A 26,517-nucleotide genomic window follows, 5' to 3' on the forward strand; every position below is an offset into this window, starting at 1 on the left:
AGAATTTAAAGATTGAATTTGTATGGACCTTAAAAGTAAATATGTATTGGCAATAGACCAGGGTACTACTTCTTCAAGAGCTATCCTGTTTAACCATCATGGAACCATTATAACACTTGCACAAAACCCGTTTCAGCAGTATTTCCCGAAACCGGGTTGGGTGGAACACGACCCTAATGAAATCTGGTATACACAGTCGTCTGCTATCAAAGAGGCAATGGCTAAAGCAGATGTTACCGATGAACATATTGCTTGTATCGGTATCGCAAACCAGCGTGAAACAACAATTATCTGGGATAGGGAAACCGGTTTCCCCGTATATAATGCAATAGTCTGGCAAGACAGGCGTACAGCCGATTTCTGTGAAGATCTGAAAGCACAGGGATATGCTACTATGATTCAGGAAAAGACCGGGTTGATTATCGACGCTTATTTCTCCGCAACTAAGATACGCTGGATATTGGATAATGTAAAGGGCATTCGCGAACGGGCCGAACGGGGTGAATTGTGTTTCGGCACAATCGATTCCTGGTTGGTTTGGAAACTGACGCGCGGTACTCATTTTATTACGGATATTACGAATGCTTCCCGCACGATGTTGTTCAATATTCATACACAGAAATGGGATAAGGAATTGCTGGAATTGTTCGATATTCCTCTCTCTATGATGCCGGAAGTAAAAAGCAGCAGTGAAGTTTACTGTCAGACAAGTACCCCTTTATTTAAAACCGGTATTCCGGTTTCCGGTATGGCTGGCGACCAGCAGGCGGCACTTTTCGGACAGCTCTGTACGGATGTGGGGATGATAAAAACCACTTATGGAACCGGTTGTTTCATGATTCTGAATACAGGAAACAAGCCTGTTATTTCCCAGAATAATTTGCTGACAACCATTGCCTGGAAGATTAATGGCGAGGTTGTTTATGCGCTCGAAGGCAGTGTGTTCGTTGGTGGTGCTGTAGTACAGTGGCTACGTGACGAACTGGGATTGGTACGTGATGCTGCAATTACGGAAGCAATGGCAAATTCGGTACCGAATAACGGCGGCGTTTATTTTGTTCCGGCCCTGACCGGTTTGGGCGCTCCCCATTGGGACCAGTATGCTCGTGGAACGATTATAGGTATCACCCGTGGAACAAGTGCGGCGCATATTACGCGTGCAGCCCTTGAAGGTATATGTTACCAGGTGTATGATGTGCTTACTGCTATGGAAAACGATATTCATACCCGTCCGAAAGAAATCCGTGTGGATGGTGGCGCCATAGCCAATAATTTCCTTATGCAGTTCCAGGCTGACATCAGCAATTGTCCGGTAGTACGTCCGCAGGTGCTTGAAACAACAGCTTTGGGCGCAGCTTATCTGGCCGGGTTGGCTGTCGGTTACTGGAAAAACGTGGATGAACTGAAAGAGCAATGGTCGTTGGATAAAGTGTTCAGCGCCGAGATGGCTCAGAAAGAAGTCGATACCTTGCTGGAAGGATGGCATAAAGCCGTAGGACGTTCCCTTGACTGGGCTTCCGAATAAGAATAGATGTGATAATTTAATTTGATTTAAATCGTAATACCCTATGACACCATTTTTAGCCGAATTAATAGGAACAGCCTTGCTTCTTCTGATGGGAGGCGGCGTTGTTGCCAATGTATGCCTGAAGAACACGAAAGGACACGGTGCCGGTTGGCTGGCGATTACAACAGCCTGGGCATTAGGTGTTTTTATTGGAGTTGTAGTTGCCGGACCGTATAGCGGGGCTCATTTGAACCCGGCTGTCACTATCGGGCTTGCTATAGCCGGTTCTTTCCCTTGGAGCGAGGTGGGCGGATATATTGTCGCTCAATTACTCGGAGCTGCCATCGGTGCGTTTTTAGTGTGGCTGGTTTATAAAGACCATTTTGACATAACCAGTGATAAGGAAACCCAGTTGGGCGTTTTTGCAACTTCTCCGGCGATAAAAAATACGTTATTGAATTTTATCGCGGAAGTTGTCGGAACTTTTGTCTTGATGTTTGTAGTCTTTTACATAACAGGAGGTGCGGTAACCATGGAAGATGGGAAAAGTACCTTACCGGTCGGTTTAGGCTCGATAGGTGCTATACCTGTTGCCTTTACCGTGTGGGTAATCGGTTTGTCGCTGGGCGGGCCAACCGGATATGCAATTAACCCGGCACGTGATTTTGCCCCGCGTCTTATGCACTTTATCTTACCTATCAAAGGAAAGGGGAGTAGCCATTGGGGATACGCCTGGATTCCGGTTGTAGGACCGATAGCGGGCGCTGCCCTTGCCGCTTTATTGTTCCTGTTTACGAATTATTGAGTCTTAATAATTTACTATATTTAGAGATCGAGATTGTTCGTGCTAAATTCGATATCAGCCTGTCGGGATTGACAGGCTGATGTTTTTTATATATCAGAAGAAATCTCTACTTTTGTGAATATTAAAACAAAAGAAAGTATGAGCAAGACACTGATAAAAGACGCCACAGTCATAAATGAAGGACGCATCTTCAACGGTTCAGTCCTGATTGAAAACGATAAGATCGCAGCCGTTTATGAGGGAGAACTTCCTCCTTCCGCCCTCGAAGGAAAAATAATAGAAGCCAAAGGCAAGTATTTGTTGCCGGGTGCTATCGACGACCAGGTTCATTTCCGCGAACCGGGATTGACTCACAAAGGAGATATTTCCAGTGAAAGCCGTGCTGCCGCAGCCGGTGGAGTTACTTCTTTCATGGATATGCCGAATACCAAGCCGCAGACTACGACGTTGTCCGAACTGGAATGGAAATTACAGCGCGGAGCCGAGACATCAGCAGTCAACTACTCTTTCTTCTTTGGAGGAACCAATGATAATATGGATGAGATACGCAAACTGGATCGCACACGCATTCCGGGGCTGAAGTTATTCCTTGGTTCTTCAACCGGAAATATGTTGGTGGATAAAAAGGAGAGCTTGGAACGTATCTTCGGGGAAGCCGGTATGCTGATAGCTATCCATGCCGAGAAAGAGGAGGTTATCAAACGTAACCTTGCCTATTATACCGATTTATACGGTCAAGACCTGGATATATCCTTCCATAGTAAAATACGTAGTGAAGAAGCATGTTATGCCTCTTCTTCGGAAGCTGTGGAACTTGCCACCCGCCTAAATTCCCGTTTGCATATCCTGCATCTTTCCACGGCGAAAGAATTGACTTTACTCGGCAATAAGCTTCCGTTGAGTGAGAAAAAGATAACAGGAGAGGTCTGTGTACATCATCTTTGGTTCCATGATGGAGATTATAAGTTGTTCGGCAACCGTATTAAATGGAATCCTTCTATTAAAACATTGGAAGACCGTACCGCCCTGCGTGATGCTGTCAATAATAATACAATCGATATTGTGGCAACCGACCATGCTCCACACCTTCTTTCAGAGAAGGAGGGCAGTTGCCTGAAAGCTGCTTCCGGTGGTCCGTTGGTTCAGCATTCGTTGATTGTTATGCTTGAACTGGCTTCTGAGGGACGTTTTACTTATGAGAAAGTAGTGGAGAAGATGGCTCATATGCCGGCAGAACTATTTCGTATAGACCGCCGTGGGTATATCCGTCCCGGTTATTATGCCGATTTGGTTCTGGTAGACCCGCAAAAGACATGGACGGTGGAAAAAGAGAATATCCTCTATAAATGCGGTTGGTCTCCGTTTGAAGGCTATACATTCCATCATGCGGTAACGCAGACATTCGTAAACGGTCATTTGGTTTATGACAATGGTAAGATTGATGATGACTTCAGAGGAATGGAAGTAAAGTATACCCTATAAATAAAATCATGAACTTTTGTGAGACAGCCTAAGCGTTACTTCAACGTTTAGGCCGTCTTTTTTTATATTGTATAATGTCACCCTTTTTAGCTATTGGCTGATATTTTGATAGAATAAAGCCTTTTTTGCTGACTGAGCATGTGTTTGTGAAAGCGTTTTTAGGGGATATTGAGAGCTTTTTAGTGTGAATAAGGTGGATTTATATGGAATTTGGGACCTTTTTTTATTTACTCGGAGGGTAATTTTAATTAGTACCGGTACTAATTCCAACTATTTTCGGACTAAAATCTAACTATTCGCGCGGATCAAAACACCTATGTTTTAACTTTAAAGCATATATGTTTTGAATTTAAAGCATATATGCTTTGTTTTTAGATGTTATTGGGCAGAAATGCAAAGCTGGAATGGTTATAAAACCGGACTTGACGCTAATATTAGATAGATTATTATTACCTGACAAACGTGACAATATGATTAGACGCGGATGACGCGAAAAACGCGGATTAATAAGCAAATAACATGTATTAATCCGCATTTTCGCGTCATCCGCGTCTAATAAATTAATTTCCGTCTCTAACCAATTAGCAAGTATTATGCTATCTGCGGCAACAAAGTGATAAAGCTAAACCTCGCGAGAGCAGCGTATTTTCAATCTCTCACGCTATGATGGTCATGCAGGCGATACACGAACAGGGTCTATTGACATTTTGATAAAAAGACAATTTCCACATTCCTGATGTATTGTGAGACTATCCGGTTCCTTTCTCCCTTTGTACAATCTATGCCCCTGCATAAATAAGGAAGCCCAAGCCGATAATGAATAGAATAAACATACCCATATTCAGTTGGTTTGATGCCTTTGGTGCTCCTTTAAATTCTTTCCAGATTAATATTCCCCATAGAGCGGAAACAAGCGTGGCACCTTGTCCCAGTCCATATGAGATGGCTGCTCCTGCCTTTTCGGAAGCAATCATGCTGAATGATTGTCCGATACACCAGATAACCCCGCCTAAAATACCAACCATATGTGTGCTTAGGTTTCCTTTGAAATAACCGGATATGGAGACAGGTTCTCCTTCTACCGGGCGTTTCATCGCAATCGTGTTGAATATGAAATTGCTGGCGAATACACCTAAAGAGAAGATAAATACGGCAGTATAGGGAGTTAGTTTTCCCGGAGCCGGATTGGCAAAGTTACCCAAGTCCATTGAAGCGGCAACAAAGCGGTAGAAGAATGACATGATAATACCGGCGGCGATGGAAATAAAGATACCTTTGCCTGATACCTTTTTCGACCCTACCAATGCTTTTTTGTATGCCAGCCCGTTCAGTATAATGGCTATAGTGATAAATACAACGCCGATAAATATATACATCGGTTCCCCCTTTGCCGATCCGAAGTAGTTAACAAGAACACCGAGTACCAGTGCCAAACCTATGCCGACAGGGAATGCAACCGACATGCCGCAAATAGCTATTGCCGCCGACAATAAAATATTGGCAGCATTGAATACGATACCGCCGAAGAAGGCGCTTCCCATATTCATACAGTCAGCCTGTGCCAGATTCGTCAAAAAACTTTGCCCTTCTGCTCCCGTACTTCCCAATGTAAAAGCGGAAAGGATGGAGAAGAGCAATACCCCGATTACATAATCCCAATAAAAAAATTCATACCTCCATGTCTTGGAAGCGAGCTTCTGTGTGTTTCCCCACGAGCCCCAACAAAGCATTGTGACTACACAGAAAGCAATTGCCAATGGATAATTTTGTACGATAAACATAGTTTTCTCTATTTATTTAATGGTTGATGCATCATATAATTTTCTAATAAAGCAGCCACTTCTTGATGCGGCATTTTTTCAATCAGGCGAAGGTCTTTCCCTTTCTCGTTAGGTTCCCAGTCGTTATTTCCCTCTTCATCCACGACTTTGAATGTACCTCGTTCTGCCGTATAATAAGGTTCATATCCTTTGATGGCAACCAATACGGCTGTCTGGTCCCAACTCATACGTCCGTCGGGGTCTCCTTCGGCGAAGCTAAGGGCATAGGCTTCTTTTACCGGATCGTTTTCGGTATTCATTTGTACCAGTTTTTTACCAGTAAGGACTACATTTCCGATTTCCCAACCGCTGAATATAATTTCAGTAGGCCATTGTTCTGCCACAATGCGCGACGAGGCTGCATCACAAAAAACGTTGAACTCTTTGCCTTTAGGGAAAACACCGGCCATGGATACTAAATGGTTTACTTTTTTTGCAACCAGGTCCTTGCCGTTAAGAGGGCAGTACTCGTCTCCTTCGGATTGCAATAAGTTACTCAGGTTGGTGAAGAAACCTATCGTACAAATTACAACGCTATTATCCGGTTGGGAACTGAGCACCTTGCGATATACTTTAACCGCATCGGTTGCATCGGATGTCTTTGCTGTCTTATGCGGATATTTGGCAGGTAAAACATCTGTCCATTTTGTTTTATGCCAGGTCGTCAGTGATACGCCATTTTTACTTTTCGGAGCACCCACAGGAATATCAGGGCGCTTAAAGTAGGTGTTCAACACTTCGATACAAGGAATCACCCTTTCGTCACAGTTTGAGGATACGGTAGCAAGAATATTGACCTCTCCGCTGTCCGCCAATGCGTGCATAACGGCAAAGGCTCCGACGTCATCGTAGTCTGGACCTAAATCCGTATCGAGAATTAAGTTGACGGATTGGGTATTCTCTTCATTAAATCCGTTTTTAACCGTTTTTCCTGTGCAGGCAGCTAAGAACAGGACTGTGCAAATTAAAGGAAGAAATTTATTCATGGTATTATATTTTTAGATGTTTAATCGTTATGACGGTCCGCGACATTCTCTGGCGTGTCGGAATACACTAAAGCATCATTGAATTTTACGGAAGCATTGGAAACCGGGTTCAGCCATTTAAAGGTGAATACATGTTCGCCTTTAGGTATCCTGTATTTCCAAAACAACTCATTACGGCGTTTGAGATAGGATGCAGGGAGATTGGCTGTTTCCGTTAATTCCCCATCCATATACATTTCTACTTTTGCCACATATTTATCGTCAGGACATTGGACAAAGCCTTTAAACACAACACCGGTTCCGGTTGTTTTAACTTCTTGTACATCCTGAATTTCTTTATACAGATTGATACGCTCAATAGGGTAGAGCCCTTCGAATGATTTTTCGTAACGGACAGGGACAGGGTGTTGGCAAATAATGGTAATTTCCTGCCCGTTTATTGTTCCTCCATTGCGTCCTATCATTTGCAATGCATGGTTGAAACTCATTTGGTACGCTTTTTTCAATGAGATATCTGTGTAGGCGAGATTCATATCCTCAACCTCTTTCAGGTTATCCAACCAACGGTCCGGTATCAGGTTGTAGCCTAAAATCGTGCCAAGGATACCGGCTGCAGAAGCCGGGTTACAATCTGAATCTTGTCCGCAACGGGTTGCAATGTCCATCGTTTTATAAAAATCTCCTTCTCCATACAATAATCCGATCAGAATATAGGCACTGTTGATGACCGCATCGATGCTGAAAGGCATGAATACGCCATCCGGGCAACCAACTTCTTCCGTCCATTTCCTTTCACATTCAAACCAGGTCCTTTTCCAGTCGTCCGGAAATTCTTTGTGCCACCGGATAACATCACTCATACACTGGTAATAATTACTTTTCTCGGGTATTGTTTTCAATGCTTCCGTAACAATAAATTCAATATCATCGGAAATGAAGGCGAGTGAGTACATGGCGCCAATATACACACCTCCGTACCAACCGTCTCCATAGGTCATGATATGTCCGATTTTATCTGATATTTCGGAGGCTGTATTGGGCATGCCCGGCGACATAAGCCCGGCATAATCTGCTTCAATCTGGTAATCCAGGTCGTCGGCATGCGGATTGTTCAGCCAATGTCCGGAAGCGGGAGGCATAAGTCCTTGCAGGATATTGTAGCGTGCCGCCTGGTTTGCATGCCATAAAGTGTAACCGGCGTTGGCAAAGGCTACGGCGAAAGAGTCGGCTGGTGCATCCAGCCCGAGACGGTCGAATACATTTACAAAAGTAAGGTCCATGTAGACGTCGTCATAAAGTCCGGGAGCATGTTCGTACCACCATTTGATATAATGGTCCGGCCATAGGATAGGGACATAATCTTGTATGATAGTACCGTTATATTTAAACTCGGTAGGTCCGCCGTATGTGCAGCCGATAGTTTGTCCTGCCCAACCTCCCTTAATCTTATCCATCAGCCGCTCTCCTGTGATGAGAAAGGTTTTCCGGGCGGGTTCTTTTATTTTCTTTGTCGGCGAGGAACAGGAGCCACTCAACATTAAAGTGATAGCTGCCGCAATCCAGATCGTGTTTTTCATAATAATATGTATTTATAGGGTTAGAATATATCTACTTCGTTCCGGTAAGGAGCGGATGATTGCGCACCTACCCGTGTGACGGATATGGCGGATGCTTTGCAGGCGAAGCGTACGGCTTCCGGCAGGCTGCGTCCTTCGGATAAAGCAACAGTCAGGGCGCCATTGAATACGTCGCCGGCGGCTGTTGTATCTACCGCCTCTACCTTCAGTGCCGGTACCATTTCCACATCCTTGTCACAATAAGCCAAAGCTCCTTTTGAACCGAGGGTAATGATTACATTTTGGACTCCCATACCTACCAGAACCTTTGCCGCTTCGATGGCAGATGTTTCGTCCGTTATTTTTATTCCGGAAATCATTTCGGCTTCCGTTTCATTGGGTGTTATCATATAAAGGTGCTTCAGAAGGGAAGGAGACAACGGATGAGCCGGAGCCGGATTTAAAATTACTTTCTTTCCAAGGCGATGCCCCTGCTCTGCCACATATTCCACTGTTTCCATGGGAATTTCGAGTTGCATCAGTATCAGGTCGGCTTCCGCGATAGCTTCGTCTGCTTTATTCAGGTCGGATGGTAATAAATTGGCATTGGCTCCTGAGGCGACGACAATACAGTTTTCTGCGTTTTCGTCGACAGTGATTAATGCAACTCCGGAAGGATGTTCGGAATCCGAAAAAATATAGGATGTATTGATTCCTTCTTCTTCAAAAAGTTGTTGGGACTGGTGGCCGAAAATATCACTGCCTGTTTTACATATAAAAGTAACCTGCCCGCCCAGGCGTGCTATGGTGACAGCTTGGTTAGCTCCTTTCCCTCCCGGATTCATAAAGAAGGAACCTCCTAAGATCGTCTCTCCCGGACGTGGCAAATGACGGGCTTTGATTACCATATCCGTATTGCTGCTGCCTACTACCAAGATTTTTCTCCCTGCTGTTTGAGTCGTTTCCATGTTGGTTTTTTATATAAATTAAGTGTTTACAATGAAGTAGTGCAAATATAGATTTATAAAAGGAATCCTTTTATGTATAATTTATTTGTAAAGATAAACCTAAATCGATAGATTTACATTCTCTAAATAAGATAATGTCATAAAAATCAATAAAGTATATTTATGAAAACATCCACAATCCCAGAGCAATTAGTCCTGCTTGTACGGTCGTTGACCAAGGCAGAAAAACGTTATTTCCGTTTATATACGGGTATTCAAAGCGGGGAGAAGAATTACATGATCCTTTTTGATTTAATAAACAGCGAACTTTCACCGGATGAGATTTATGAGCAATATTGCCACCAACTGGATGGTAAAGGACTGGAAATGGCAACTAAACATTTATATCGTGTGGTACTGGATTGCCTGGAACATTTACGGGATAAACAAGATATGCAGGCTGCTATTTTCAGTGCTATTACAAAAGCTGATATATTATTTGAACGTTCCTTGTTTGATGCTGCCTTTGTTGAACTCGAGAAAGCGAAAAGGCTTGCTTTAGCCAGTGAAAATGACCCGTTACAACTGCTTATCCGCCGGACTGAATTGAAATACCTCGGTGCTTTGGGATTTGAAGGGCTTAGCGAACGGGAACTGGTAAGCAAACAGATGAAGATTCACGATATAATGAAATATTCCCGTAATGTCAACCTGCATCTGCAATTATATGATATTCTGAAATATCGCATAGCCTATAAGGGGTATGCCCGTTCCGAGAAACAAAAAGGGGATTTGAACGATTTAGTGTTGAGCGAACTGAACCTGATAGCCAACAGTTCTTATAAAGGGTTTGAGGCAAGGAAGCTGCACCTCCTGTTTCAGGCGACTTATTATCTGAATACAGGCAATTATAAATCGGCTATCCGTTTCTATAAAGAACTCATTACCCTGTTTGAAACAAACCGGCATCTCATTCAGAACCCTCCGCTTTATTATTTAAGTGCGATACAAGGGGTGGTGGATAGTTTGCACATTGCTGGTCTATACGATGAAATGCCTTACTTTATTTCTTGTCTGGAGGATATTACAAAAGGGGATTATCCCATTGGGTTTATACTTGAAGTTCATGCCATGGTTTATTTGTATAAGTTTTCTGCATTACTGAATACAGGCTGTTTTGAAGAGGCTCTTCATTGGATGGAAAGTAAAGAGGAAGACCTTTTTAAGAAAATCTCCCAGCTCGGTTTGGAAACGCAGTTAAAGCTTAACCTGACTTTGCCTGTCCTGTATCTTTGTCTGGGCGACATTAACCGGGCACGGAAAAGCATGAAGAATATCTTTGGTTCGGGTAAGCTATACCATACGTTTCCTTCTTATAAGATAGCCCGGTTGATAAATCTGCTGGTTCAGGCTGAGTCGGGCAATTATGATTTCTTTGAGAATGAAATCAACTCCATCAAACGTAATATCCGTTACGAGAAACAAACGTACCGGACGGAAAAATTGCTGTTTCGCTTTATCAAGGCATATCCGCTGCCTGTTTACCGGAAATCTAAGGAGAAGCTGTGGCAGCAATTCCGTAAGGAGAGTATTCCGGTCAGACAGGATAAGTACGAACGTCAGCTATTGAAGACATTCGATATCCTGGCTTATATAGAAAGTAAGCTGACGGATAGGCCATTGTCCGAAGTCATGGTTTCACCTACCTGATGTCAATCAGTTTATGGGTTTGCAGGCTGAGGCGCCATTCGGGATGGCAGAGGATATAATCGACCACCTCTTCCGTATTTGAGCAGGAGCAGGGTTGCAGGAAATGCCAGTCCGCCTTTAAAGCTGCATAAGCTGATAAATCTTGTCCGGTGTAAACTACTTTCACCTCATCGATATGTTGCAAACGGACGGGAGCTCCTTCTTTAGGGGAACAGGTAATCCAGTCGATGCCGGAGGGAAGCGGATGGGTTCCGTTTGTCTCTATACATATATATTTACCTGCCTTATGCAGTAATTTGATAAGAGCGTCATCTATCTGGAGAGAGGGTTCGCCTCCTGTCAGGATAACTGTATTTGCAGGAAAAGAAGAAATTGCCTCTATAATCTCATTGTCGGACATATATGTACCTTCTTCATGTTTCGTATCGCAGAAGCTGCATTTTAAATTGCAGCCGGAGAACCGTATGAATACGGCAGGTGTCCCGCTATGATAGCCTTCTCCCTGGAGGCTGTAGAATATCTCGTTAATCTTTTTCATAGATGGCGGTATTTCCTTCGGATTCTTTTACTTCCACTTTGTAGCAAGTAGGCAACTGGTCGCATATCCACTTTGCTATATTTTCTGCGGTAGGGTTGAATGGTAACACATCGTTTAGGTTTTTGTGGTCGAGTTGACCTTTCACTACTTGTTTGATGTGGCTGAAGTCGATAACCATTCCATCGGCATTCAATTCCCTGGAACGGCAGTAAACGGTAATAATCCAGTTGTGACCATGCAGATTTTCGCATTTACTGGGATAAGAGAGCGACAGGCTGTGAGCAGCCGAAATCTCCATTTGTTTGATAACGGTATACATATTTATTGAAATAATTAATAAAAGATTAGTACCTAATGTCACCTCGGTACATGCTGCAAATTTAATGCTTTTTTATGGGTATCTTCTTTTTTGTATGTGTATTGAAATATTAAAAAATGAATAACGTGTTTGCAAGTCTTATAAACTATATCTTTAATGCGATTTGATTGAAAAAAGCAACAATCTTGTAGGTAAATGAAATATTTTGCCTTAATTTGCTTCAAAATCAAATAGATTTGATGTTTTTTTCTTATAAGTACTGATATTTAATCGGTGGAGTAATTTTGTTAAAAAATAGAAGAAGCTGCAAATAAGTTTCGATAACTTTAAAAATATGTTGTAGAATATCTTTTTTTATTTGCCCAGTCTTCCAAAATGCTTCATCTTTGCACGCAGATAACCTAAACAATCTTTTTGCCTTAAAGACTAATACCTATTAAACCTATAAAGAGGGCCTTTGAGAAAAGGCCCTCTTTATTATTTTACAAACCAGATGATAAATTCAGTAACTTTCCGTTTCTTCGATTTTAGATGAAATCTTGTTTATCGCATCATTTAATTTTTCCTCAGCAGGGATGATGTTGAAATTTCCCCAGAACTGTTTGTCGTATACAAAACGGGTATCAGAGAAAATGGTACGGGTTGGTTGAACTTCGTTACGGGTGAAGCGGCTTACGCCCGAAGTATCTATTTTGCAAGTAACCATTTCGAAGTAAGCATGAAGCGGAAAAGTATTGAATAACTGCTTTTTCTTTTTTATTTTGAAATGGAGGTCGCCACGGACATGGTTAATGTAATAAAGCCCGTTCCATAATTTATAGGACACCGTGTAAATCACTTTTTGAGGTGTGATTTTATAAAGGCGGCTTCTCTTTTCTACCAGCATCCCGGCTGCCTGAGTGATGTATTTGGGATTGATTTCGAAACGGGCATGCAACAGGGCTGAGTTTTCCGAGTCAATATAGATTTCTCCCCGGTATAAGGGAGCACGGATGTCTTTTTTCTGTTCGAAGCTGATAACGTTGGCTACCCGGTTGTCTGTTATAACGACATCCGTGGAAGAATACGTATACATTTCCTCATTTTGATACGGAGTCAGAAAATCCGGCATTTCTTTTATCAGGTCCAGCATCAGGCTGGCATTGATACCGGATTTCATTTTGGTAATTAATGTATCCCGTTCGTCATTGTTTGTGATTTTGCGCATTTTCAATAATTTCACCTGGTCGGAGGAAGACGCATTCGAGTAAGGAGCTTTGTATATTTTAAAGATACCTTCGGTCAGGTTCACGAATTTATTCTTTCGTTCGATGCCTTCCCTGTAAAAAGAGGTGAAGTAAACCGGGAATTGAGCATAGTTCTCTTTCCTTTTCTCTTCCATTTCACGCAGTATCCGTAGTGGATTTCCGATGCGTACGATTACTTCCTGTAAAGAAATAACTTTAGGTTCCAGTTTTATCATGCAACTGCGTCCGGCAAGGAGGCTGGTTTCCATGGATTGCAGTTCGTAGCCCAGATGGGAGAAAACAATTGTAGATGTATTCAGCGAGTCCGGTAAAATAAGACGGAACTCCCCGTTACTGTTCGTTACACTGCCGATGGATGTGTTGAGAACACCTACTGTCCCGGCCTCGATAGGCAATCCGGTATATTTATCAGCCAGAGTCCCTTGTAAGATAAGGAAGGAATCTTTTTCTATCGTGGGAACAGTATCGGAAGGAGCAGGGGGAGCTTCTTCCGGTTTGCCGGAGATAAGGATATGATTTCCGATTACGCTTAAATCCAGGTTTCTGTTTTCTGTTATCAGATAAATCGCTTCCCGGATACTGTAAGTCCCTTTTTTTACCGGAACGATTTTTTCATTGTCAATAATGTTACTGTCATAAATAAAAAGAAATCCGGACTGTTCGGATACCTCATTGAGCAGACGGTAGACCGTCCCTTTAGTCTTAGATAGCTTTATCATGTGTGAAAGCACATCATCGCCTTTATCCGCCCGTACGGTTCCTGCCAGCAAAAGAAACATGCCGGCGAGGATACAGGATATCCGATAGAGGTTGATGGCTTTTTTCATGATGGTTGCGTTTATTCAGACAAAGTTATCATATTTCCGTTTTGTGTATGTTTCAAATGAAGTACACGGCAGATTAGCTCGCTCATCGTTTCCGGCGTATTGTTGTAGAAGGTAACGGTAAGCAACCTGTTTTCCAGTTCCGGTGTTGTCCGGATTTGTATATCCGGCGATTGCAGGTTCAATACACGGAGGATATTCCCTAACTTTTCATCTTTGAAGCGAATCCGTTCGGTGTACCGGTTGAATACTTCAGCATCCCGGGTCTGTTCTTTATGTAATTTATCGGAGTGGAGGAATACGGTTTCCCCAGCTTTTACATGGATATTTTCTCCGCTTTTCTTTGAGGTAACTTTTACTTCACCCCGTTTAACAGACAGTTCGAAAGGACTTTTTTCGTTACTTTTTACATTGAAGGAGGTTCCTAACACCTCGACTTGCACACTCTCTGTTTCGATAAGGAAAGGACGTGCCCGGTTTCCTGTGATGTCGAACAGGGCATTGCCGGAAAGGCTGACTTCTCGTTTGTCGGTAGAGAAATGCTCCGGATATTGAAGGGAGGTATTCTCTGTCAGATAAACGATGGAACCGTCTTCAAGTGTCGTGACCAGGCTGGTTGTGACCTCCGTATTCTGCCGGGTGAGCAGTGAAGGTTCCTTTGCAGAGGAACCTTCATTACGCAGAAGGGTTGTGTATAAAACGAGGCAGAGTATTGCAGCAACCGATGCTGCAATACCCCACTTCCTTAAAGCCAGGTGCAATATATGGCGGGGCTTTGCATTATCCAGCAATCCTTCTTGGTCGAGCCGGGTATGGAGTTTGTTCCATGCCTGGTCTGTTTTGATTTTATTTCTTTCTTTAGTTGTCATTCTTTATCGTATGTAATTCTCTATTTCTTTTCTTAAGGCGAGCAGGGCTTTTGTCATTTCCGCCTCGATGGTTTTAACCGAAAGGGAAAGTTCGTCAGCTATCTCGGCATATTTTTTACCATCAAAACGATGCATCCTGAAAATCTGCCGGCGCCGTTCCGGTAGCCGGGAAAGGGTTCGGGTTATCAATGTTTCCAGCTCTTTGTATTCAATCAGTTCCAAAGGGTCGGAGGTTTGATTCTCCCTGTCTTTGTTTGATAAAACAGCATCCCGGTAACGGCTTCTTACTTCTGCCTGCTCGTAGTACCGGAGGGATTGGTTCCGGACTGCCCCGTACAGATAGCTTTTGATGGAATGAAACACTTGCAGTTTCTCTTTTTCTTTCCAGAATACGTAGAACAGTTCCTGTACAATCTCCTCCGCAACATCCATTCGTCCGGTAATACTGGCGGCATACATACAAAGCGGGGTATAGTATTGGCGGAAAACATTTTCAAATGTTTTGACGTCCCCTTCTTTTATCTTTGTCAGTACGAATAAATCGTTCAGCATCCCGTGGTGATTTGTTTGCCCAAATATAATGATAACTTTCCTCCGCAGGTTAATCCCTGTGTTGTTTCTTCAGTTTGTTTACCGCATTTTCAAGCGACTCGGTAGGTTCGATGATATTGTAGGCACCCCAGAAGTTTTCATCTGCGAAGTTGGATACTTTATCGGACAATGCCTGCGAGGCTTTGAAGGATTCCCGGTATGGAATACTGTTTACATTTTCATCTTTGCCGTCTGTTACCACCATTTCGGACAGGATTGTATAGTTGGTAGAGAACAGCCTGCGTTTCCAGTCGCATTTGAAGCGGATGCCATTCCGTATATAACTCAGGTAAGTCAGCCCATCGCGTTGTTTATAGTTGACGAAGTAGGATAATTCGACCGGCTTGAAGCGCAGCCCGAACGGTTTCTTCCGCAGGATAGCCTGCGTAGCCTTGTTTTTATCGTCCATATTTAGGAAGAATTCGGCACGGGTGAAGGACAAGTGTTCTTTGTCTATATATAGTTTACCATAGTATAAAGCGAACGGAAGGATTATTTGTGGCGTGAAACTGATTGTATATTGCGGACGGTTGTCGATAGTAGTCGGCTCTTCCATGCGGAAGTTGTACCACTGGATGGTTTCCATATCGAGCAGGATATCCGGATTCTTTACAATATCCACATAGATAGACATATTCGGGCCGCCTAATAGTTTTACGGCAAGCGTATCGCTTGCTTTCTGGCTTAACAGCTTGCGTCCTTTGTAAATTTGAACACGGTCGCGTTCGGCACTTTCTTTATAAGACGTTTTGTAAACATCGATAACCGCTTCCGATATACTGATGTAGCGACGTCCTTTCTGGGCTGTTTCCCGATAGAAGCCGGTCAGCATACTCGCTTTCGGATTATAGTTTTCCGGTATTTTCCGGATGGCTTCTTCAACCAGATAACGGGCGTCGCGTGCATGGATGATTACTTCGTCCAGCATATTGACATAGGGTGTCATCCAGATTGTCTGGCCTTCTATATTCTTTCCAGCAAGAGGAATTTCGGTATTGTAATAGCCGAGATGGGAGACAGCCATCTTCCGGGCATGGATGGAGTCTTTCACTTTGAAAGAAAATTCACCGTCGGCGTTTGTTACGGTACCTATCGAACTGCCCGGAATGGAAATGTTCACATATTCCAGACGCTTCTTGTTTGATTTGTCTTTTACCACGCCACTGATAGTGATGTAATCATCTCCACTTGCAGTGTCGCTTTGTGCGGACATGGGAACAGCATTGCATAACAACAATAGCATCAAGAGGTATCCCAGCGATTTTTTGTACATGGCTTTCATATCTTTCGTTTTTAAATGATTTATTTACTTGCTTGTACTAATAGGTTCGGTCAGGAATGAAATACCCTATGGTTTTGCCGGATTATTTTCTTGTTTTTTATATTTGTGTGTACGTTTAAGCTTTAACAATATGGATATGAGCGATTTTTGTATGGGAGTCCAGCATATAGGTTTATCTGCCTCCGGAAATCAGAGAGAGAAATGAAGGTGTATATTTCTTTAATAAATAATGGAGTGCAACTCCTGCAAATAAGAAAAGAAGTGCACTCCCAAAATATAAAATGATAAGATGCCATTCATGGTGAGGGTGTAGGAATTTGAAACTTGCTTTGATAAGCAGAGCAAGCGGTATTCCATGAAAAGCGTAAACAAAGAAGCTGCTTTCCGCCAGAAACATATTTATTTTCCAGTTCCCTTTATCCAGAAATGTAGCCGTGAAGGAAATGACAAACACACATCCGACAATGATTCCAATCCGGTGCAAAGATTGGCACCATATTTCATTTATAAAGTAAAGATTGCAGGTCACTATGATTATATAAAGGATAGCAGACTGCAATAACAATGGCTTCATCTCTTTTATAAAGTATCTTTGGTGGATACTGAAAAAAGCACCAGTAGAAAAAAAGAATAAAGACATTATGCTGAATCCCGGTAAATTAAACCACCAATTCATAACCCAAAGTATACCCAATATAAGTAATGTGTACTGTCGTAAATACTTCAATAGTAGATAAATTAGTGGAGAAAATATCATCATAACCATTAAATCACGCATGAACCAGAGTTGATAAGCGATGGGGGTATTTACATATCCGTCATGACCGACACTTCCCCATAGGGCATTTAACCAGTATTTCCAGTCCGCAGCGAATATTATATAATCAGGAGATAATAATGACGGATATAAGACCCGTATTGAAAAAAAGAAGCTTATAACTGATAGGTTCCAGAAGAGATAGGGAATCAAAATTGTTCGTACCCTCTTTTTTAGTTTACCTTGGTAGGTTGATAAAGTAAAAGAGGTTTTATAGAAAAAGAGGAATCCTGAAAAAAAGAAAAAGAGGGGAACAGCCAAACGGGCTAAGATTTCAGAAAAAAGGTTTGAGATAATAGTATAAATCGGAAAATCTGTTTCGGGTATCATCGCATTTCCCATGACAGAAGTGAGATTGGAATGTATCAATACCACCCCGATAATTAAGGGAAAGCGTAAAAATGCAATCGTTTTCGACTGTAATTCATCGTCTTTCATTGTAAAAGTCTATGTTTAAAGGGTTCTAAATTAATCACGTGTAAGGGTTTCTTCATCAGAAAACAAAAGTAGATAATATTTAGAAATCCGTATAAGAGGGACAAGCTATTTATAATTTATTTTTACTTTTGGATCAAACTAACAAATGCAGTTTTATGGATATAAGTGTTTTCATCAATAATTACAGAGAGGCTTTTGGCGAGAAAACCGAATTGCCTGTTGTCTTTTGGTACTCCGAAACCGCAGTGAATCCGGTTGATAAAATCGGAGGGTGTTTATTTAAATGTATGAAAGAGGTGAGGGGAGGGCAACCTGTCAGCCTGAGTGTCGATACGATTGGTTGCGGAGGTGGTAAATTCTATACCGGATTTACGGATATGCCGGAAAGAATACCCGGTTTTGTCTCATTGAAAGAGAAGTACAAACAAACACCGGAGCAGGTACAGGCGTTTATTGATGAATTGCAGTTACCGAGAGCGAAAGCCAACTATCTGAATTTTGCCCGCTTGGATAAGGTCGGAAGCTTCGACGGGCTGGAAGGAATCCTGTTCTTTGCTAATCCGGATATGCTTTCAGGTTTGGCTACCTGGGCCTTTTTTGATAATAATGCACAAGATGCCGTAACCTCTTTATTCGGTTCGGGATGTTGTCTGGTGGTTGCCCAGGCCGTTGTAGAAAACATACGAAAAGGACGACGGACCTTTATCGGTCTTTTCGACCCTTCCGCACGTTCTTATTTCGAACCGGATATTCTTACCTTTATGATTCCTATGTCAAGATTTGAAGAAATGTACCATACAATGCGTGAATGTTGCTTATTTGATACACATGCTTGGAAGAAAATAAAGGAAAGAATTGGTAAAGCAGTTGACAGTTGACATGTGACAGTTGTTTCGGCTTTCAGCCTATTTATAAGACCGAGCGCGAAGCCAACTGTTACATGTCAACTGTCAATTGTCAACTGTTTCCAGCACCGCCGGGCAATGGTCCGAATGAACCGCCTCGTTCAGGATGAAGGCATTCTTTATTATATCTTTTGCCGGTTCGCTGACCATGCAATAATCGATACGCCATCCTTTGTTCTTGGCACGGGAGTTGAAACGGTAGCTCCACCAGGTATATTCCTGCTTTTCCGGATTGAGGAAGCGGAAGGAGTCGATATAGCCTGCAGCAAGGAAGCGCGTCATCCATTCCCGTTCTTCAGGAAGGAAACCGCTGTTGGTGGCATTACGTACCGGGTCGTGGATATCGATTGCTTCATGGCAAATATTGTAGTCGCCGCATAATATCAGGTGGGGACGTGATTTCTGTAATTCAACCACATACTTCTGAAAGTCTTCCAGCCATTCCATCTTGAACGCTTGCCGTTCGTCGCCGCTTGTTCCGGAAGGATGGTATACACTGACCACCGATATGTCTCCGAAATCGGCACGGATAAAACGGCCTTCGTTATCATATTTCTCTATCCCCATTCCGTACTCCACATGGTCGGGAGTGAGGCGGGTAAGTATCGCTACACCGCTGTACCCTTTTTTCCGGGCACAGAAAAGATAGGCTTTGTATCCCAATTCCTCAAATACCTCAGCAGGGAATTGTTCCGGTTGGAGTTTGGTTTCCTGGATGCAAATCACATCCGGTTGCTCTTTTGCGAGCCATTCGGGGAAACCCTTGCCAACGGCTGCACGCAGACCGTTTACGTTGTATGTAATTATCTTCAAAGCTATAAAGTTTTATGTGATTAATTTTACCAATCCAAAGATAGATAAAAATGCCGCTCGCTAACTATCATAGAAACAAATTTCAGGCGGGAAGGGATGATTTTTGAAAGAAAAAAACGGATTTGTGCTTATTGAACGTAAACGTTTGATACATTTGCAGCAGCAAAAAGAAAAAACAACTATAGAGAAATTGAAAATGGAAGACTTTAGCTTTGAAGCCCGAGTGCTTCATACGCCTTACGAAAAACCGGATGCTTACAATGCCCTGTCTATGCCGGTTTACAACAGTGCCGCTTATGAATTTGAAACGGCTGAAGCAATGGAGGCTGCTTTCTGTGGACGCACTCCGGACCATGCATATTCAAGGATAACAAATCCTACGGTACAGTATTTTGAAGACCGTGTACGCGTTGTGACAGGCGCGATGAGTGTAACGGCTTTAAATTCAGGTATGGCAGCAATAGCAAATGTTCTGATGACAATTTCCCGCACGGATGCCAATATCGTAACCTCTCCTCATCTTTTCGGTAATACCTATTCGTTGATGAAAACGACATTGGCGGCTTTTGGTGTGGAAGCACGTTTTTGCGACCTGACCAATCCGGCTGAGGTGCGTGCGAATATAGACAGTAATACATGCGCCATTTTCCTGGAAGTGATAACCAATCCGCAAATGGAAGTTGCCGACCTGCGATTGCTTTCATCCATCGGCAAGGATTTGCATATCCCATTGATAGCAGATACGACCGTTGTACCTTTCTCTGTTTTCAATGCACAGAAGTTGGGTGTCGATATCGAAATCGTATCCAGCACTAAGTATATATCGGGAGGAGCTACCAGCATCGGCGGTCTTATTCTGGACCACGGCACATTCGACTGGAGCCACTTTATTACATTGAAACATTGGTATGAACAGTTCGGCGAGAAGGCTTTCACTGCCCGTTTGCGTAAGGAAATCCACCGGAATCTTGGCGCTTACATGACGCCGCAGGTTGCTTATATGCAAACCCTCGGACTGGAAACCATGCAGGTTCGTTTTGAACGTCAGGCGTCTACCTGCCTTGAATTGGCAAAACGTTTGCAGTCGCTCGGCGGTATCGTATCGGTAAACTATACCGGATTGGAGAGCAATCCTTTCTACGAATTGAGTACCTCCCAGTTTGGTAAGTACCCCGGTGCCATGCTCACATTCGATTTGGCTTCGCGCGAAGTATGTTTCGCTTTTATGAACCGCTTGAAACTGATTCGCCGGGCAACCAACCTGTTTGATAATAAGACATTGGCAATCCATCCTGCCAGTACCATCTACGGCTCGTTCTCGGAAGAACAGCGGCAGGGCATGGATATCAGCCAGCAGACTATCCGTCTGTCTGTCGGTCTGGAATCTGTCGATGATTTGTACGATGATATAAAGCAGGCTTTGGAATCTGTCGGATGAGAACGCTTATATTGGCAGATAACCAGGATATAACAAAAGCCGGCATCTTATACTTTACCGATAAGATGCCGGGCTTCGGACTTGTCTTGGAAGCTGCCGACCGTAAAGAGCTTCTGCAATTATTGGTAGTACATCCGGATGCTGTCGTTATCCTCGATTATACATTGTTCGACCTTGCCAGTGCCGATGAACTGGTCATCCTGCAAGAACGTTTCGACAAAGCCCATTGGCTTTTATTCAGCGAAGACTTAAGTGAAGATTTTATCCGCCGTATCTTATTCAGTACCCAATCATCCAGTATTGTGATGAAAGATGCTTCAGAGGATGAAATCAGGACTTCCCTGCAATCTGCTCTTGATTCCGAACGCTTTATTTCTCAACGTATCAATAACCTGCTGTCGAACCATAAGGTAGAGCGGGAACCCAAAGAACATCTTATCCTGACTGCGACCGAAACCGAAATTTTAAAAGCAATTGCTTTAGGCAAGACCACCAAAGAAATAGCAGCCGAGCGTTTTTCCAGTATCCATACCATCACGACCCATCGTAAAAACATCTTCCGTAAACTGGAAGTGAACAATGTGCATGAGGCAACCAAATACGCCCTCCGTGCCGGAATTATCGATTCTGCGGAATATTATATTTAGCAGTACTGTTGCGGGTATCGCAACGATCTTATTCGATATATCGCATGTGCATTATTTCTCTTTTCGGACATACCCTTGTTTACACCATATCTTCCCCAGTCCTTACAATAGCGACCTTCAATGTTTTATGGAACGGGATAAACCTGGATATGACAGCCATGACGATGGCGAACAGTAAAGTGTATCCGAGCAAAGTTTTTAAGCCTAACAGCAGACCTTGTGTTTGCAGGGTATTGTAGAGGGTATTGGTTGCTAATTGTGCGGCCTCTTCCATAGGATGTCCTTGTGCCAGGGCATTATTTAGAGCTTGGTCATATTGGCCGGCGGCAATCGGGTTGTCCATACGCATGTTTTCTGAAAGGACAGACATGGATTGCAGTTGCAGACGGTAAATCATATTGTTAAAGAAAGAAGTGGCAAGTGCCGGCGCCATTACCGAGCGGAAAGTAATCAGGAAGAACGCATTATAAATCATTAGCTTCGGGTCGAGGTCTTCTACCACATACACACCGAAAGCAATAAAGAGGATTAACATACCCATTCCACGGAAAAACATCGGTAGGTAGAGCATTTCGTAGGTTCCATCCGGACGAATGCCGAAATAGAGGATTGCCAAATAGACGACAAAACACGACATACCGCCTGCTATCAGTATCCTGAAGCGCCATCGTTGCCATTTAAACCACCAGTAGCAGATAAATGCACCGCACACAAATCCCGGTATCATCCAGAGATATAAAGAATTGGCATGTACACTGTCTATCCGGAGCACAGAGTTCAGGTAGCTGGTAAGCAATGAACTGGAAGAGGATAGCACCATCGTAATAATCATAAACAGATAGCCTATCAGTGCTTTGCTGCTGTTCAGAATCGAAAGGCGGATAAAAGGCGTTTTCCTTGCCTGTTGCCGGTGTATGAAAAGCCAGAGCAGCAGCGGGGCGATAAATGTATAAGCCAATATCTTTCCCGAAGAAAACCAATCGAGCGTTTTACCGTAAGTCGCTACATAAATAATCATCAGCATGGCAGAAGCTCCCAGCAGCATGCTTTTCCAATCTATTTCCCGGAAAGGAAAGCGGATGGGACGGCGGGCGTAACGGAAAAACAACAGGACGAAAAGAATAGCAACCAACAACAAGCTCATCACAAAATAATACATATGTTGCCATTGGTAGGAGTAAGCGAGCTGGGCTGTCAATGCCATGGATATTTGTCCGCCGGAAAAAACAATCGGGTAGAAGTAGGCATAGAATTCGCTACGGACATTTTTCGGACTGAAAAACGGTTTGGTCATAATGATAAATTCCAGCATAACAAAAGCTTTCAGTATGCCGATAAAGAAGCTGCATGTAATTACAATTTCCATTTGCGTCGCATTGGCACAAATAAAACTCAATATGGCCTGTAGCAATAAGTCGATCAGCAATACCGTTTTTGTGGTAATGACCGGGCGAAGTAAAGGAATAATAGGGTAGGCTATTGCCATACCTGCCGAGGTTGCATAATAAGCCATCCGGATATCTTCGCTCATGACCCCCAATGTGCCCGACACTTCGATAATGTCGCCTGTATAGGCTCCGTTGACCAATGTAATGGGCAAAACGATGACAAAAGCCGTGATAAGTCCTAACCATCGTGGCACCCAGGGGCGAATCGGAACGTTTAATGCTTGCAGGCGGTTCATAGGGCAGTTGGTTAATGGCTGAGTAGAGCTTCCGTTTCCACCATCATCCCTGCACGAAGCAATTGCATGTCTTCGGGAGAAACATCTTCCAGGTCGATGCGGACAGGGATACGTTGCTGGATTTTTACGAAGTTACCCGCAGAGTTGTCTGTCGGAACCAAGGCATATTTGGAACCGGTAGCTTCGGAGATGGCGGTTACAACGCCGTGGAATGTCCTTTGTTTGAGTGCATCTACCTTAATCAGCACTTTTTGCCCGATAAATATGTTGGCAATCTGCGTTTCCTTATAATTGGCGGTAATCCATTTGTCCTGTCCACGTACCAGATAGGTGAGGGTTTGCCCGGCTTGTACCAGTTGGCCTTTTTCAAGAGTACGCCTCCCCATGTAACCGTCGTAGGGGGCCGTAACGACGGCATAGCTGAGATTCAGTTTTGCCATTTCCAATTCGGCTTCTTTACGGAGGATGGCGGCATCGGCGCTGCCTGTCTTTTTGGTCGTTTCCGTATATTGCGATTGCGCCGCCTGCTTCTGATGGAGCAGGGCATCGTAGCGTGCCTGCATCGCTTCGTAATCGGCTTTTGCCTGTTCGTACTGCTGGCGGGAAACGGATTCTTCTTTCAGCAGGTTGGCATAGCGGAGGTAGTCCTGTTCGAGATGCCATAGGCGGGCTTTTGTTTCGGCGATATTTGCTTCCTGTACCGAAACATTCACTTCGGAGGTATGAATCCCGGAACCCAAGGCATCGCGGGCGGCACGTGCATCCATCAGAGCCGCTTCGGCATCCTTCAACTTGATGCGGTATTCGCGGTCGTCGAGGATAAGAAGCGTATCTCCCGCTTTTACAAACTGGTGTTCGGTGAAACGGACATCATTGATATAACCCGGCACACGGATGTTGACCGGAATGATATATTGGTCTACCACAGCGTCGTTCGTGATTTCGTAGTTGGCGTATTTCCAGAAGTAATTGATCGTCCAGGAAATTCCTCCCAATGCGAGAAGGATACAGACCGTATTGAGGATGATATTCCTGATTTTTAACCGAATCAGTTGCCTTCTTCTTTTATGGTGGTTGGATGTATTCATCTTTTTATGGGTTTATAGATTACCACATGCGTGCATAAGTTGATAGTAAGTATAAACAGCTTCACTTTGTGCTGTAGTGAGTTGCAGTTCGGCTTCGAGCCTTACGCTGCTGGCGTCCAGCAGGTCGGTAAGGATAGAGAGCTGGTTGAGATAACGGTTGTTCACGATCCGGTAGTTTTCTTCCGCCTGTCTGACCGATAGTTGCAAGGCCTTTATCCGGTCGATGGCTTCCTGGTGGCGGATATAGGCGCTGCGTACCTGGATACGGATTTCCTGCATCAACTGTTCTTCCGCATTGTGCCGGAGGTCGACGTATTGTTTTGCTTCGTGCATTTTATGTTTATTCCGGTAGAGGGAAGAGAGATTGTAGGAGAGACTGAGGGCAATATTCCAGTTATTGGCGAACACATCCTCCATGGTCGTGCTGAGCGGGCGCGATAATGTATTGCCAGCCCGCACGGAAAGCGAGGGCAGGTAATCAGCTTGGGTAAGCCGTATGTCGTTTTCGGCAAGGCGTGTATTGTAACGGGCTATTTGCAGGCCCGGGAAGTTGGTATAAGCCTGTTGTATGTAAGCTTCGCAATTGTTGAGCGAGGGTTGTACGGATAATAAGGATGTATCCGGCAACAGGAGCAATGTTTCATCCAGCCCGAGCAGAATGTCGAGTTGTTGGGAAACGATAGTGATATTGTCTTTTGCTTCACGAAGAGCCAGTTCGTCATTCGTCAGTTGCAGTTCGCTGCGTATTTCGTCGTTGCGCGTTACGATGCCTTCTTTCCATAGGCGGCGAATATCGTCCAGCCTGCGTTCTGATTCTTCGATGTTACGTGCAAATACTTCTGTCTCCTTATATAAAGAGAAAAGATCCGTGTACTGACGGAGAAGCGAAAGCTTTATATCTGCCTGGTCGCTTGCCGTATTGAGTGACGCTACCTGTTTCTTTAAAGTGGCACGCCGGATGGAGTTGCGTATTCTGCCGCCCTGGTAAAGAGGTTGTGTTACCTCTACATTATAGTTATGCGACCAGTCCGGCATGTCGGGATGTGTAGGATTGGTAAGTCCCTGTTTGAAGATGGTAGGTTGGCCGATATAACCTGCCGTGGCTCCGATATTGATATCCGGTAGCCGGGATGCCTGTGCTGCCTTTTCTTCTTCGCCGGCAATAATTTCCTGTATCCGGCTGGCTTTAAGATGCAGATTGTTTGCCGTCCCCAGTTTGAAAAGGTCATCGACAGAAAGAGGATAAGCCTGTTGCTGCATTTGCGCAGCAGCAGGCTTCGTGAATATCAATAACAATAATAAACTATATTTTATCCAATATGTCATCCAGTTTGTTTAAAAGTTTCATGAACGATTCGATTTGTTTGGGAGTCATCCCAATGCCTACCTGGTGATAGATTTCGTTGAGGAGAGGTCTGACGCGGAGGGAGAGTGCTTCTCCTTCAGGGGTGAGGTGGATAAGTCTGTTGCGTCGGTCCGACGGGTCTTCCCGGCGTTCTACCCAACCTTTTTTCTCGAGATTGTTGATAAGGTAAGTCAGGCAGGATTTGTCTTTGGCTGTCTGTAGTGCCAGATATTGCTGGCTTACTCCGGGTTCTTTCCATAAACGGTGCATTACCTGGAGCATTTCGAATGTCATGTCTATACTGTTTGATTTTAATACCCGCTGAATCGTTTGGCGAAAGTTCATTCGCGTTTTTAGAATCTGGAGCATTAATTCGTGTGCCGCTTCGTTGTTGGTCATTGTTATTTGCTGTTTTCGGCACAAAGGTAGAAAATATCCCTGGAATATTAGTCAAATGTTTGACTAATTATTCCGGAGTCTTTCTTCCACGTCGCCCAGAATGGTAACCCGTTCGAGCGAGAAGGTATGGTCGTGTGTCTGGATATATTCCAGTAAGGTCTTGGCTTGCAGGAGCATCTCTTTTTCTTTATCCGGGTAGAGGTAGCTTTCCTCGATAAGCGTTTTGATAGCTATTTCCAGGCGGAGGATACCCCCTTCGTCGTCCTGGTTCAGACGGTCGATAAGGGCTTCGGGGGATGTGCCCATCAAGGTTTCCCTGTCCAGTTTCAGGGAACTGTATACCGTTTGTATCATCTCCGGTATTTTGCGGGTTGCCCCGTTGTTGCGGTTCGTAATGATTTGGAGCACCACCTTGGCGAGCTCCTGTATCTGAACCATGATAAAGTCTCTTTTTAGCATA

General features: G+C 43.8%; 24 protein-coding genes. 7 read left to right on the forward strand and 17 right to left on the reverse strand.

Annotated features, from left to right (window positions below):
• Nucleotides 1-22 precede the first annotated feature (22 nt).
• From glpK to ACGE0T_RS05820, 3 genes are all read left to right on the forward strand, one after another.
• On the forward strand, nucleotides 23-1,525 hold the full coding sequence (gene glpK, locus ACGE0T_RS05810; protein WP_459189590.1) for a glycerol kinase GlpK: 1,503 nt from the start codon (nucleotides 23-25) through the stop codon (nucleotides 1,523-1,525).
• A 43-nt stretch (nucleotides 1,526-1,568) separates the two neighbouring features.
• Nucleotides 1,569-2,312, forward strand: a complete 744-nt coding sequence (locus ACGE0T_RS05815) for an MIP/aquaporin family protein (protein WP_459189591.1) — start codon at nucleotides 1,569-1,571, stop codon at nucleotides 2,310-2,312.
• Between the two features lie 138 nt (nucleotides 2,313-2,450).
• The gene (locus ACGE0T_RS05820; protein WP_459189592.1) at nucleotides 2,451-3,794 is read left to right on the forward strand and encodes a dihydroorotase; all 1,344 of its coding nucleotides are present in this window, start codon (nucleotides 2,451-2,453) and stop codon (nucleotides 3,792-3,794) included.
• 779 nt (nucleotides 3,795-4,573) lie between these two features.
• Here ACGE0T_RS05820 and ACGE0T_RS05825 read toward each other — a convergent pair.
• The 4 genes from ACGE0T_RS05825 to rbsK are packed head-to-tail and all read right to left on the reverse strand — an operon-like array spanning nucleotide 4,574 to nucleotide 9,124.
• Complete coding sequence (locus ACGE0T_RS05825; protein WP_459189593.1) at nucleotides 4,574-5,575, reverse strand: GRP family sugar transporter; 1,002 nt, start codon at nucleotides 5,573-5,575, stop codon at nucleotides 4,574-4,576.
• 8 nt (nucleotides 5,576-5,583) lie between these two features.
• Entirely contained in the window at nucleotides 5,584-6,600 is a 1,017-nt protein-coding gene (locus tag ACGE0T_RS05830) for a nucleoside hydrolase (protein ID WP_459189594.1), read from the reverse strand.
• A gap of 20 nt (nucleotides 6,601-6,620) precedes the next feature.
• Nucleotides 6,621-8,177 carry an ADP-ribosylglycohydrolase family protein gene (locus tag ACGE0T_RS05835; RefSeq protein WP_459189595.1) on the reverse strand — a complete coding sequence of 519 codons (1,557 nt, stop codon included), beginning with the start codon at nucleotides 8,175-8,177 and terminating at the stop codon, nucleotides 6,621-6,623.
• A 20-nt stretch (nucleotides 8,178-8,197) separates the two neighbouring features.
• The gene (rbsK, locus tag ACGE0T_RS05840; protein WP_459189596.1) at nucleotides 8,198-9,124 is read right to left on the reverse strand and encodes a ribokinase; all 927 of its coding nucleotides are present in this window, start codon (nucleotides 9,122-9,124) and stop codon (nucleotides 8,198-8,200) included.
• 162 nt (nucleotides 9,125-9,286) lie between these two features.
• Between rbsK and ACGE0T_RS05845 the strand changes: the two genes are divergently transcribed.
• The gene (locus tag ACGE0T_RS05845; protein WP_459189597.1) at nucleotides 9,287-10,813 is read left to right on the forward strand and encodes a hypothetical protein; all 1,527 of its coding nucleotides are present in this window, start codon (nucleotides 9,287-9,289) and stop codon (nucleotides 10,811-10,813) included.
• On the opposite strand, the gene ACGE0T_RS05850 is transcribed toward ACGE0T_RS05845, so the two are convergent.
• The 7 genes from ACGE0T_RS05850 to ACGE0T_RS05880 form a co-directional block, all read right to left on the reverse strand.
• On the reverse strand, nucleotides 10,806-11,351 hold the full coding sequence (locus ACGE0T_RS05850) for a 7-carboxy-7-deazaguanine synthase QueE (RefSeq protein ID WP_459189598.1): 546 nt from the start codon (nucleotides 11,349-11,351) through the stop codon (nucleotides 10,806-10,808). The genes ACGE0T_RS05845 and ACGE0T_RS05850 overlap by 8 nt on opposite strands.
• Nucleotides 11,338-11,670, reverse strand: a complete 333-nt coding sequence (gene queD, locus ACGE0T_RS05855; protein WP_459189599.1) for a 6-carboxytetrahydropterin synthase QueD — start codon at nucleotides 11,668-11,670, stop codon at nucleotides 11,338-11,340. The genes ACGE0T_RS05850 and queD overlap by 14 nt, the downstream gene beginning before the upstream one ends.
• Before the next feature lie 502 nt (nucleotides 11,671-12,172).
• Nucleotides 12,173-13,744, reverse strand: a complete 1,572-nt coding sequence (locus tag ACGE0T_RS05860; protein WP_459189600.1) for an STN and carboxypeptidase regulatory-like domain-containing protein — start codon at nucleotides 13,742-13,744, stop codon at nucleotides 12,173-12,175.
• A gap of 11 nt (nucleotides 13,745-13,755) precedes the next feature.
• Nucleotides 13,756-14,610, reverse strand: a complete 855-nt coding sequence (locus tag ACGE0T_RS05865) for a FecR family protein (protein ID WP_459189601.1) — start codon at nucleotides 14,608-14,610, stop codon at nucleotides 13,756-13,758.
• 3 nt (nucleotides 14,611-14,613) lie between these two features.
• Nucleotides 14,614-15,162, reverse strand: coding sequence for an RNA polymerase sigma-70 factor (locus ACGE0T_RS05870; RefSeq protein WP_459189602.1), 549 nt, complete (start codon nucleotides 15,160-15,162; stop codon nucleotides 14,614-14,616).
• 49 nt (nucleotides 15,163-15,211) lie between these two features.
• Nucleotides 15,212-16,483, reverse strand: coding sequence for a carboxypeptidase-like regulatory domain-containing protein (locus ACGE0T_RS05875; RefSeq protein WP_459189603.1), 1,272 nt, complete (start codon nucleotides 16,481-16,483; stop codon nucleotides 15,212-15,214).
• Between the two features lie 172 nt (nucleotides 16,484-16,655).
• The gene (locus ACGE0T_RS05880; RefSeq protein ID WP_459189604.1) at nucleotides 16,656-17,738 is read right to left on the reverse strand and encodes an acyltransferase family protein; all 1,083 of its coding nucleotides are present in this window, start codon (nucleotides 17,736-17,738) and stop codon (nucleotides 16,656-16,658) included.
• A gap of 155 nt (nucleotides 17,739-17,893) precedes the next feature.
• On the opposite strand from ACGE0T_RS05880, the gene ACGE0T_RS05885 reads away from it, so the two are divergent.
• Nucleotides 17,894-18,616 carry a DUF169 domain-containing protein gene (locus tag ACGE0T_RS05885; RefSeq protein WP_459189605.1) on the forward strand — a complete coding sequence of 241 codons (723 nt, stop codon included), beginning with the start codon at nucleotides 17,894-17,896 and terminating at the stop codon, nucleotides 18,614-18,616.
• Between the two features lie 72 nt (nucleotides 18,617-18,688).
• On the opposite strand, the gene ACGE0T_RS05890 is transcribed toward ACGE0T_RS05885, so the two are convergent.
• Nucleotides 18,689-19,456, reverse strand: a complete 768-nt coding sequence (locus ACGE0T_RS05890; protein WP_459189606.1) for an exodeoxyribonuclease III — start codon at nucleotides 19,454-19,456, stop codon at nucleotides 18,689-18,691.
• A 196-nt stretch (nucleotides 19,457-19,652) separates the two neighbouring features.
• Here ACGE0T_RS05890 and ACGE0T_RS05895 point away from each other — a divergent pair, with 196 nt between their 5' ends.
• Together ACGE0T_RS05895 and ACGE0T_RS05900 are read left to right on the forward strand one after the other, a co-directional pair.
• Nucleotides 19,653-20,894: a PLP-dependent transferase gene (locus ACGE0T_RS05895; protein WP_459190426.1), complete on the forward strand. Its 1,242-nt coding sequence runs from the start codon at nucleotides 19,653-19,655 to the stop codon at nucleotides 20,892-20,894.
• A complete protein-coding gene (locus tag ACGE0T_RS05900; RefSeq protein WP_459189607.1) occupies nucleotides 20,891-21,541 on the forward strand; it encodes a helix-turn-helix transcriptional regulator in 651 nt (216 codons plus the stop codon). The genes ACGE0T_RS05895 and ACGE0T_RS05900 overlap by 4 nt, the downstream gene beginning before the upstream one ends.
• A gap of 79 nt (nucleotides 21,542-21,620) precedes the next feature.
• On the opposite strand, the gene ACGE0T_RS05905 is transcribed toward ACGE0T_RS05900, so the two are convergent.
• The 5 genes from ACGE0T_RS05905 to ACGE0T_RS05925 form a co-directional block, all read right to left on the reverse strand.
• Nucleotides 21,621-23,225, reverse strand: coding sequence for an MFS transporter (locus ACGE0T_RS05905; protein WP_459189608.1), 1,605 nt, complete (start codon nucleotides 23,223-23,225; stop codon nucleotides 21,621-21,623).
• An 11-nt stretch (nucleotides 23,226-23,236) separates the two neighbouring features.
• Entirely contained in the window at nucleotides 23,237-24,313 is a 1,077-nt protein-coding gene (locus ACGE0T_RS05910; RefSeq protein ID WP_459189609.1) for an HlyD family secretion protein, read from the reverse strand.
• A gap of 12 nt (nucleotides 24,314-24,325) precedes the next feature.
• Nucleotides 24,326-25,639 (reverse strand): TolC family protein, encoded by a 1,314-nt coding sequence (locus tag ACGE0T_RS05915; RefSeq protein WP_459189610.1) that lies wholly within the window; start codon nucleotides 25,637-25,639, stop codon nucleotides 24,326-24,328.
• Nucleotides 25,617-26,057 carry a MarR family winged helix-turn-helix transcriptional regulator gene (locus tag ACGE0T_RS05920; protein ID WP_459189611.1) on the reverse strand — a complete coding sequence of 147 codons (441 nt, stop codon included), beginning with the start codon at nucleotides 26,055-26,057 and terminating at the stop codon, nucleotides 25,617-25,619. Before ACGE0T_RS05920 ends, ACGE0T_RS05915 begins: the two co-directional genes overlap by 23 nt.
• Nucleotides 26,058-26,120: 63 nt before the next feature.
• On the reverse strand, nucleotides 26,121-26,516 hold the full coding sequence (locus ACGE0T_RS05925) for a hypothetical protein (protein ID WP_459189612.1): 396 nt from the start codon (nucleotides 26,514-26,516) through the stop codon (nucleotides 26,121-26,123).
• Between the last annotated feature and the right edge of the window lies 1 nt (nucleotide 26,517).

It is taken from the genome of Parabacteroides sp. APC149_11_2_Y6 (assembly GCF_054506995.1).

Coding starts and splice junctions, on each gene's coding strand:
- glpK (WP_459189590.1), top strand. CDS start 23: ATGGACCTTAAAAGTAAATATGTATTGGCAATAGACCAGGGTACTACT.
- ACGE0T_RS05815 (WP_459189591.1), top strand. CDS start 1,569: ATGACACCATTTTTAGCCGAATTAATAGGAACAGCCTTGCTTCTTCTG.
- ACGE0T_RS05820 (WP_459189592.1), top strand. CDS start 2,451: ATGAGCAAGACACTGATAAAAGACGCCACAGTCATAAATGAAGGACGC.
- ACGE0T_RS05825 (WP_459189593.1), bottom strand. CDS start 5,575: ATGTTTATCGTACAAAATTATCCATTGGCAATTGCTTTCTGTGTAGTC.
- ACGE0T_RS05830 (WP_459189594.1), bottom strand. CDS start 6,600: ATGAATAAATTTCTTCCTTTAATTTGCACAGTCCTGTTCTTAGCTGCC.
- ACGE0T_RS05835 (WP_459189595.1), bottom strand. CDS start 8,177: ATGAAAAACACGATCTGGATTGCGGCAGCTATCACTTTAATGTTGAGT.
- rbsK (WP_459189596.1), bottom strand. CDS start 9,124: ATGGAAACGACTCAAACAGCAGGGAGAAAAATCTTGGTAGTAGGCAGC.
- ACGE0T_RS05845 (WP_459189597.1), top strand. CDS start 9,287: ATGAAAACATCCACAATCCCAGAGCAATTAGTCCTGCTTGTACGGTCG.
- ACGE0T_RS05850 (WP_459189598.1), bottom strand. CDS start 11,351: ATGAAAAAGATTAACGAGATATTCTACAGCCTCCAGGGAGAAGGCTAT.
- queD (WP_459189599.1), bottom strand. CDS start 11,670: ATGTATACCGTTATCAAACAAATGGAGATTTCGGCTGCTCACAGCCTG.
- ACGE0T_RS05860 (WP_459189600.1), bottom strand. CDS start 13,744: ATGAAAAAAGCCATCAACCTCTATCGGATATCCTGTATCCTCGCCGGC.
- ACGE0T_RS05865 (WP_459189601.1), bottom strand. CDS start 14,610: ATGACAACTAAAGAAAGAAATAAAATCAAAACAGACCAGGCATGGAAC.
- ACGE0T_RS05870 (WP_459189602.1), bottom strand. CDS start 15,162: ATGCTGAACGATTTATTCGTACTGACAAAGATAAAAGAAGGGGACGTC.
- ACGE0T_RS05875 (WP_459189603.1), bottom strand. CDS start 16,483: ATGAAAGCCATGTACAAAAAATCGCTGGGATACCTCTTGATGCTATTG.
- ACGE0T_RS05880 (WP_459189604.1), bottom strand. CDS start 17,738: ATGAAAGACGATGAATTACAGTCGAAAACGATTGCATTTTTACGCTTT.
- ACGE0T_RS05885 (WP_459189605.1), top strand. CDS start 17,894: ATGGATATAAGTGTTTTCATCAATAATTACAGAGAGGCTTTTGGCGAG.
- ACGE0T_RS05895 (WP_459190426.1), top strand. CDS start 19,653: ATGGAAGACTTTAGCTTTGAAGCCCGAGTGCTTCATACGCCTTACGAA.
- ACGE0T_RS05900 (WP_459189607.1), top strand. CDS start 20,891: ATGAGAACGCTTATATTGGCAGATAACCAGGATATAACAAAAGCCGGC.
- ACGE0T_RS05905 (WP_459189608.1), bottom strand. CDS start 23,225: ATGAACCGCCTGCAAGCATTAAACGTTCCGATTCGCCCCTGGGTGCCA.
- ACGE0T_RS05910 (WP_459189609.1), bottom strand. CDS start 24,313: ATGAATACATCCAACCACCATAAAAGAAGAAGGCAACTGATTCGGTTA.
- ACGE0T_RS05915 (WP_459189610.1), bottom strand. CDS start 25,639: ATGACATATTGGATAAAATATAGTTTATTATTGTTATTGATATTCACG.
- ACGE0T_RS05920 (WP_459189611.1), bottom strand. CDS start 26,057: ATGACCAACAACGAAGCGGCACACGAATTAATGCTCCAGATTCTAAAA.
- ACGE0T_RS05925 (WP_459189612.1), bottom strand. CDS start 26,516: ATGCTAAAAAGAGACTTTATCATGGTTCAGATACAGGAGCTCGCCAAG.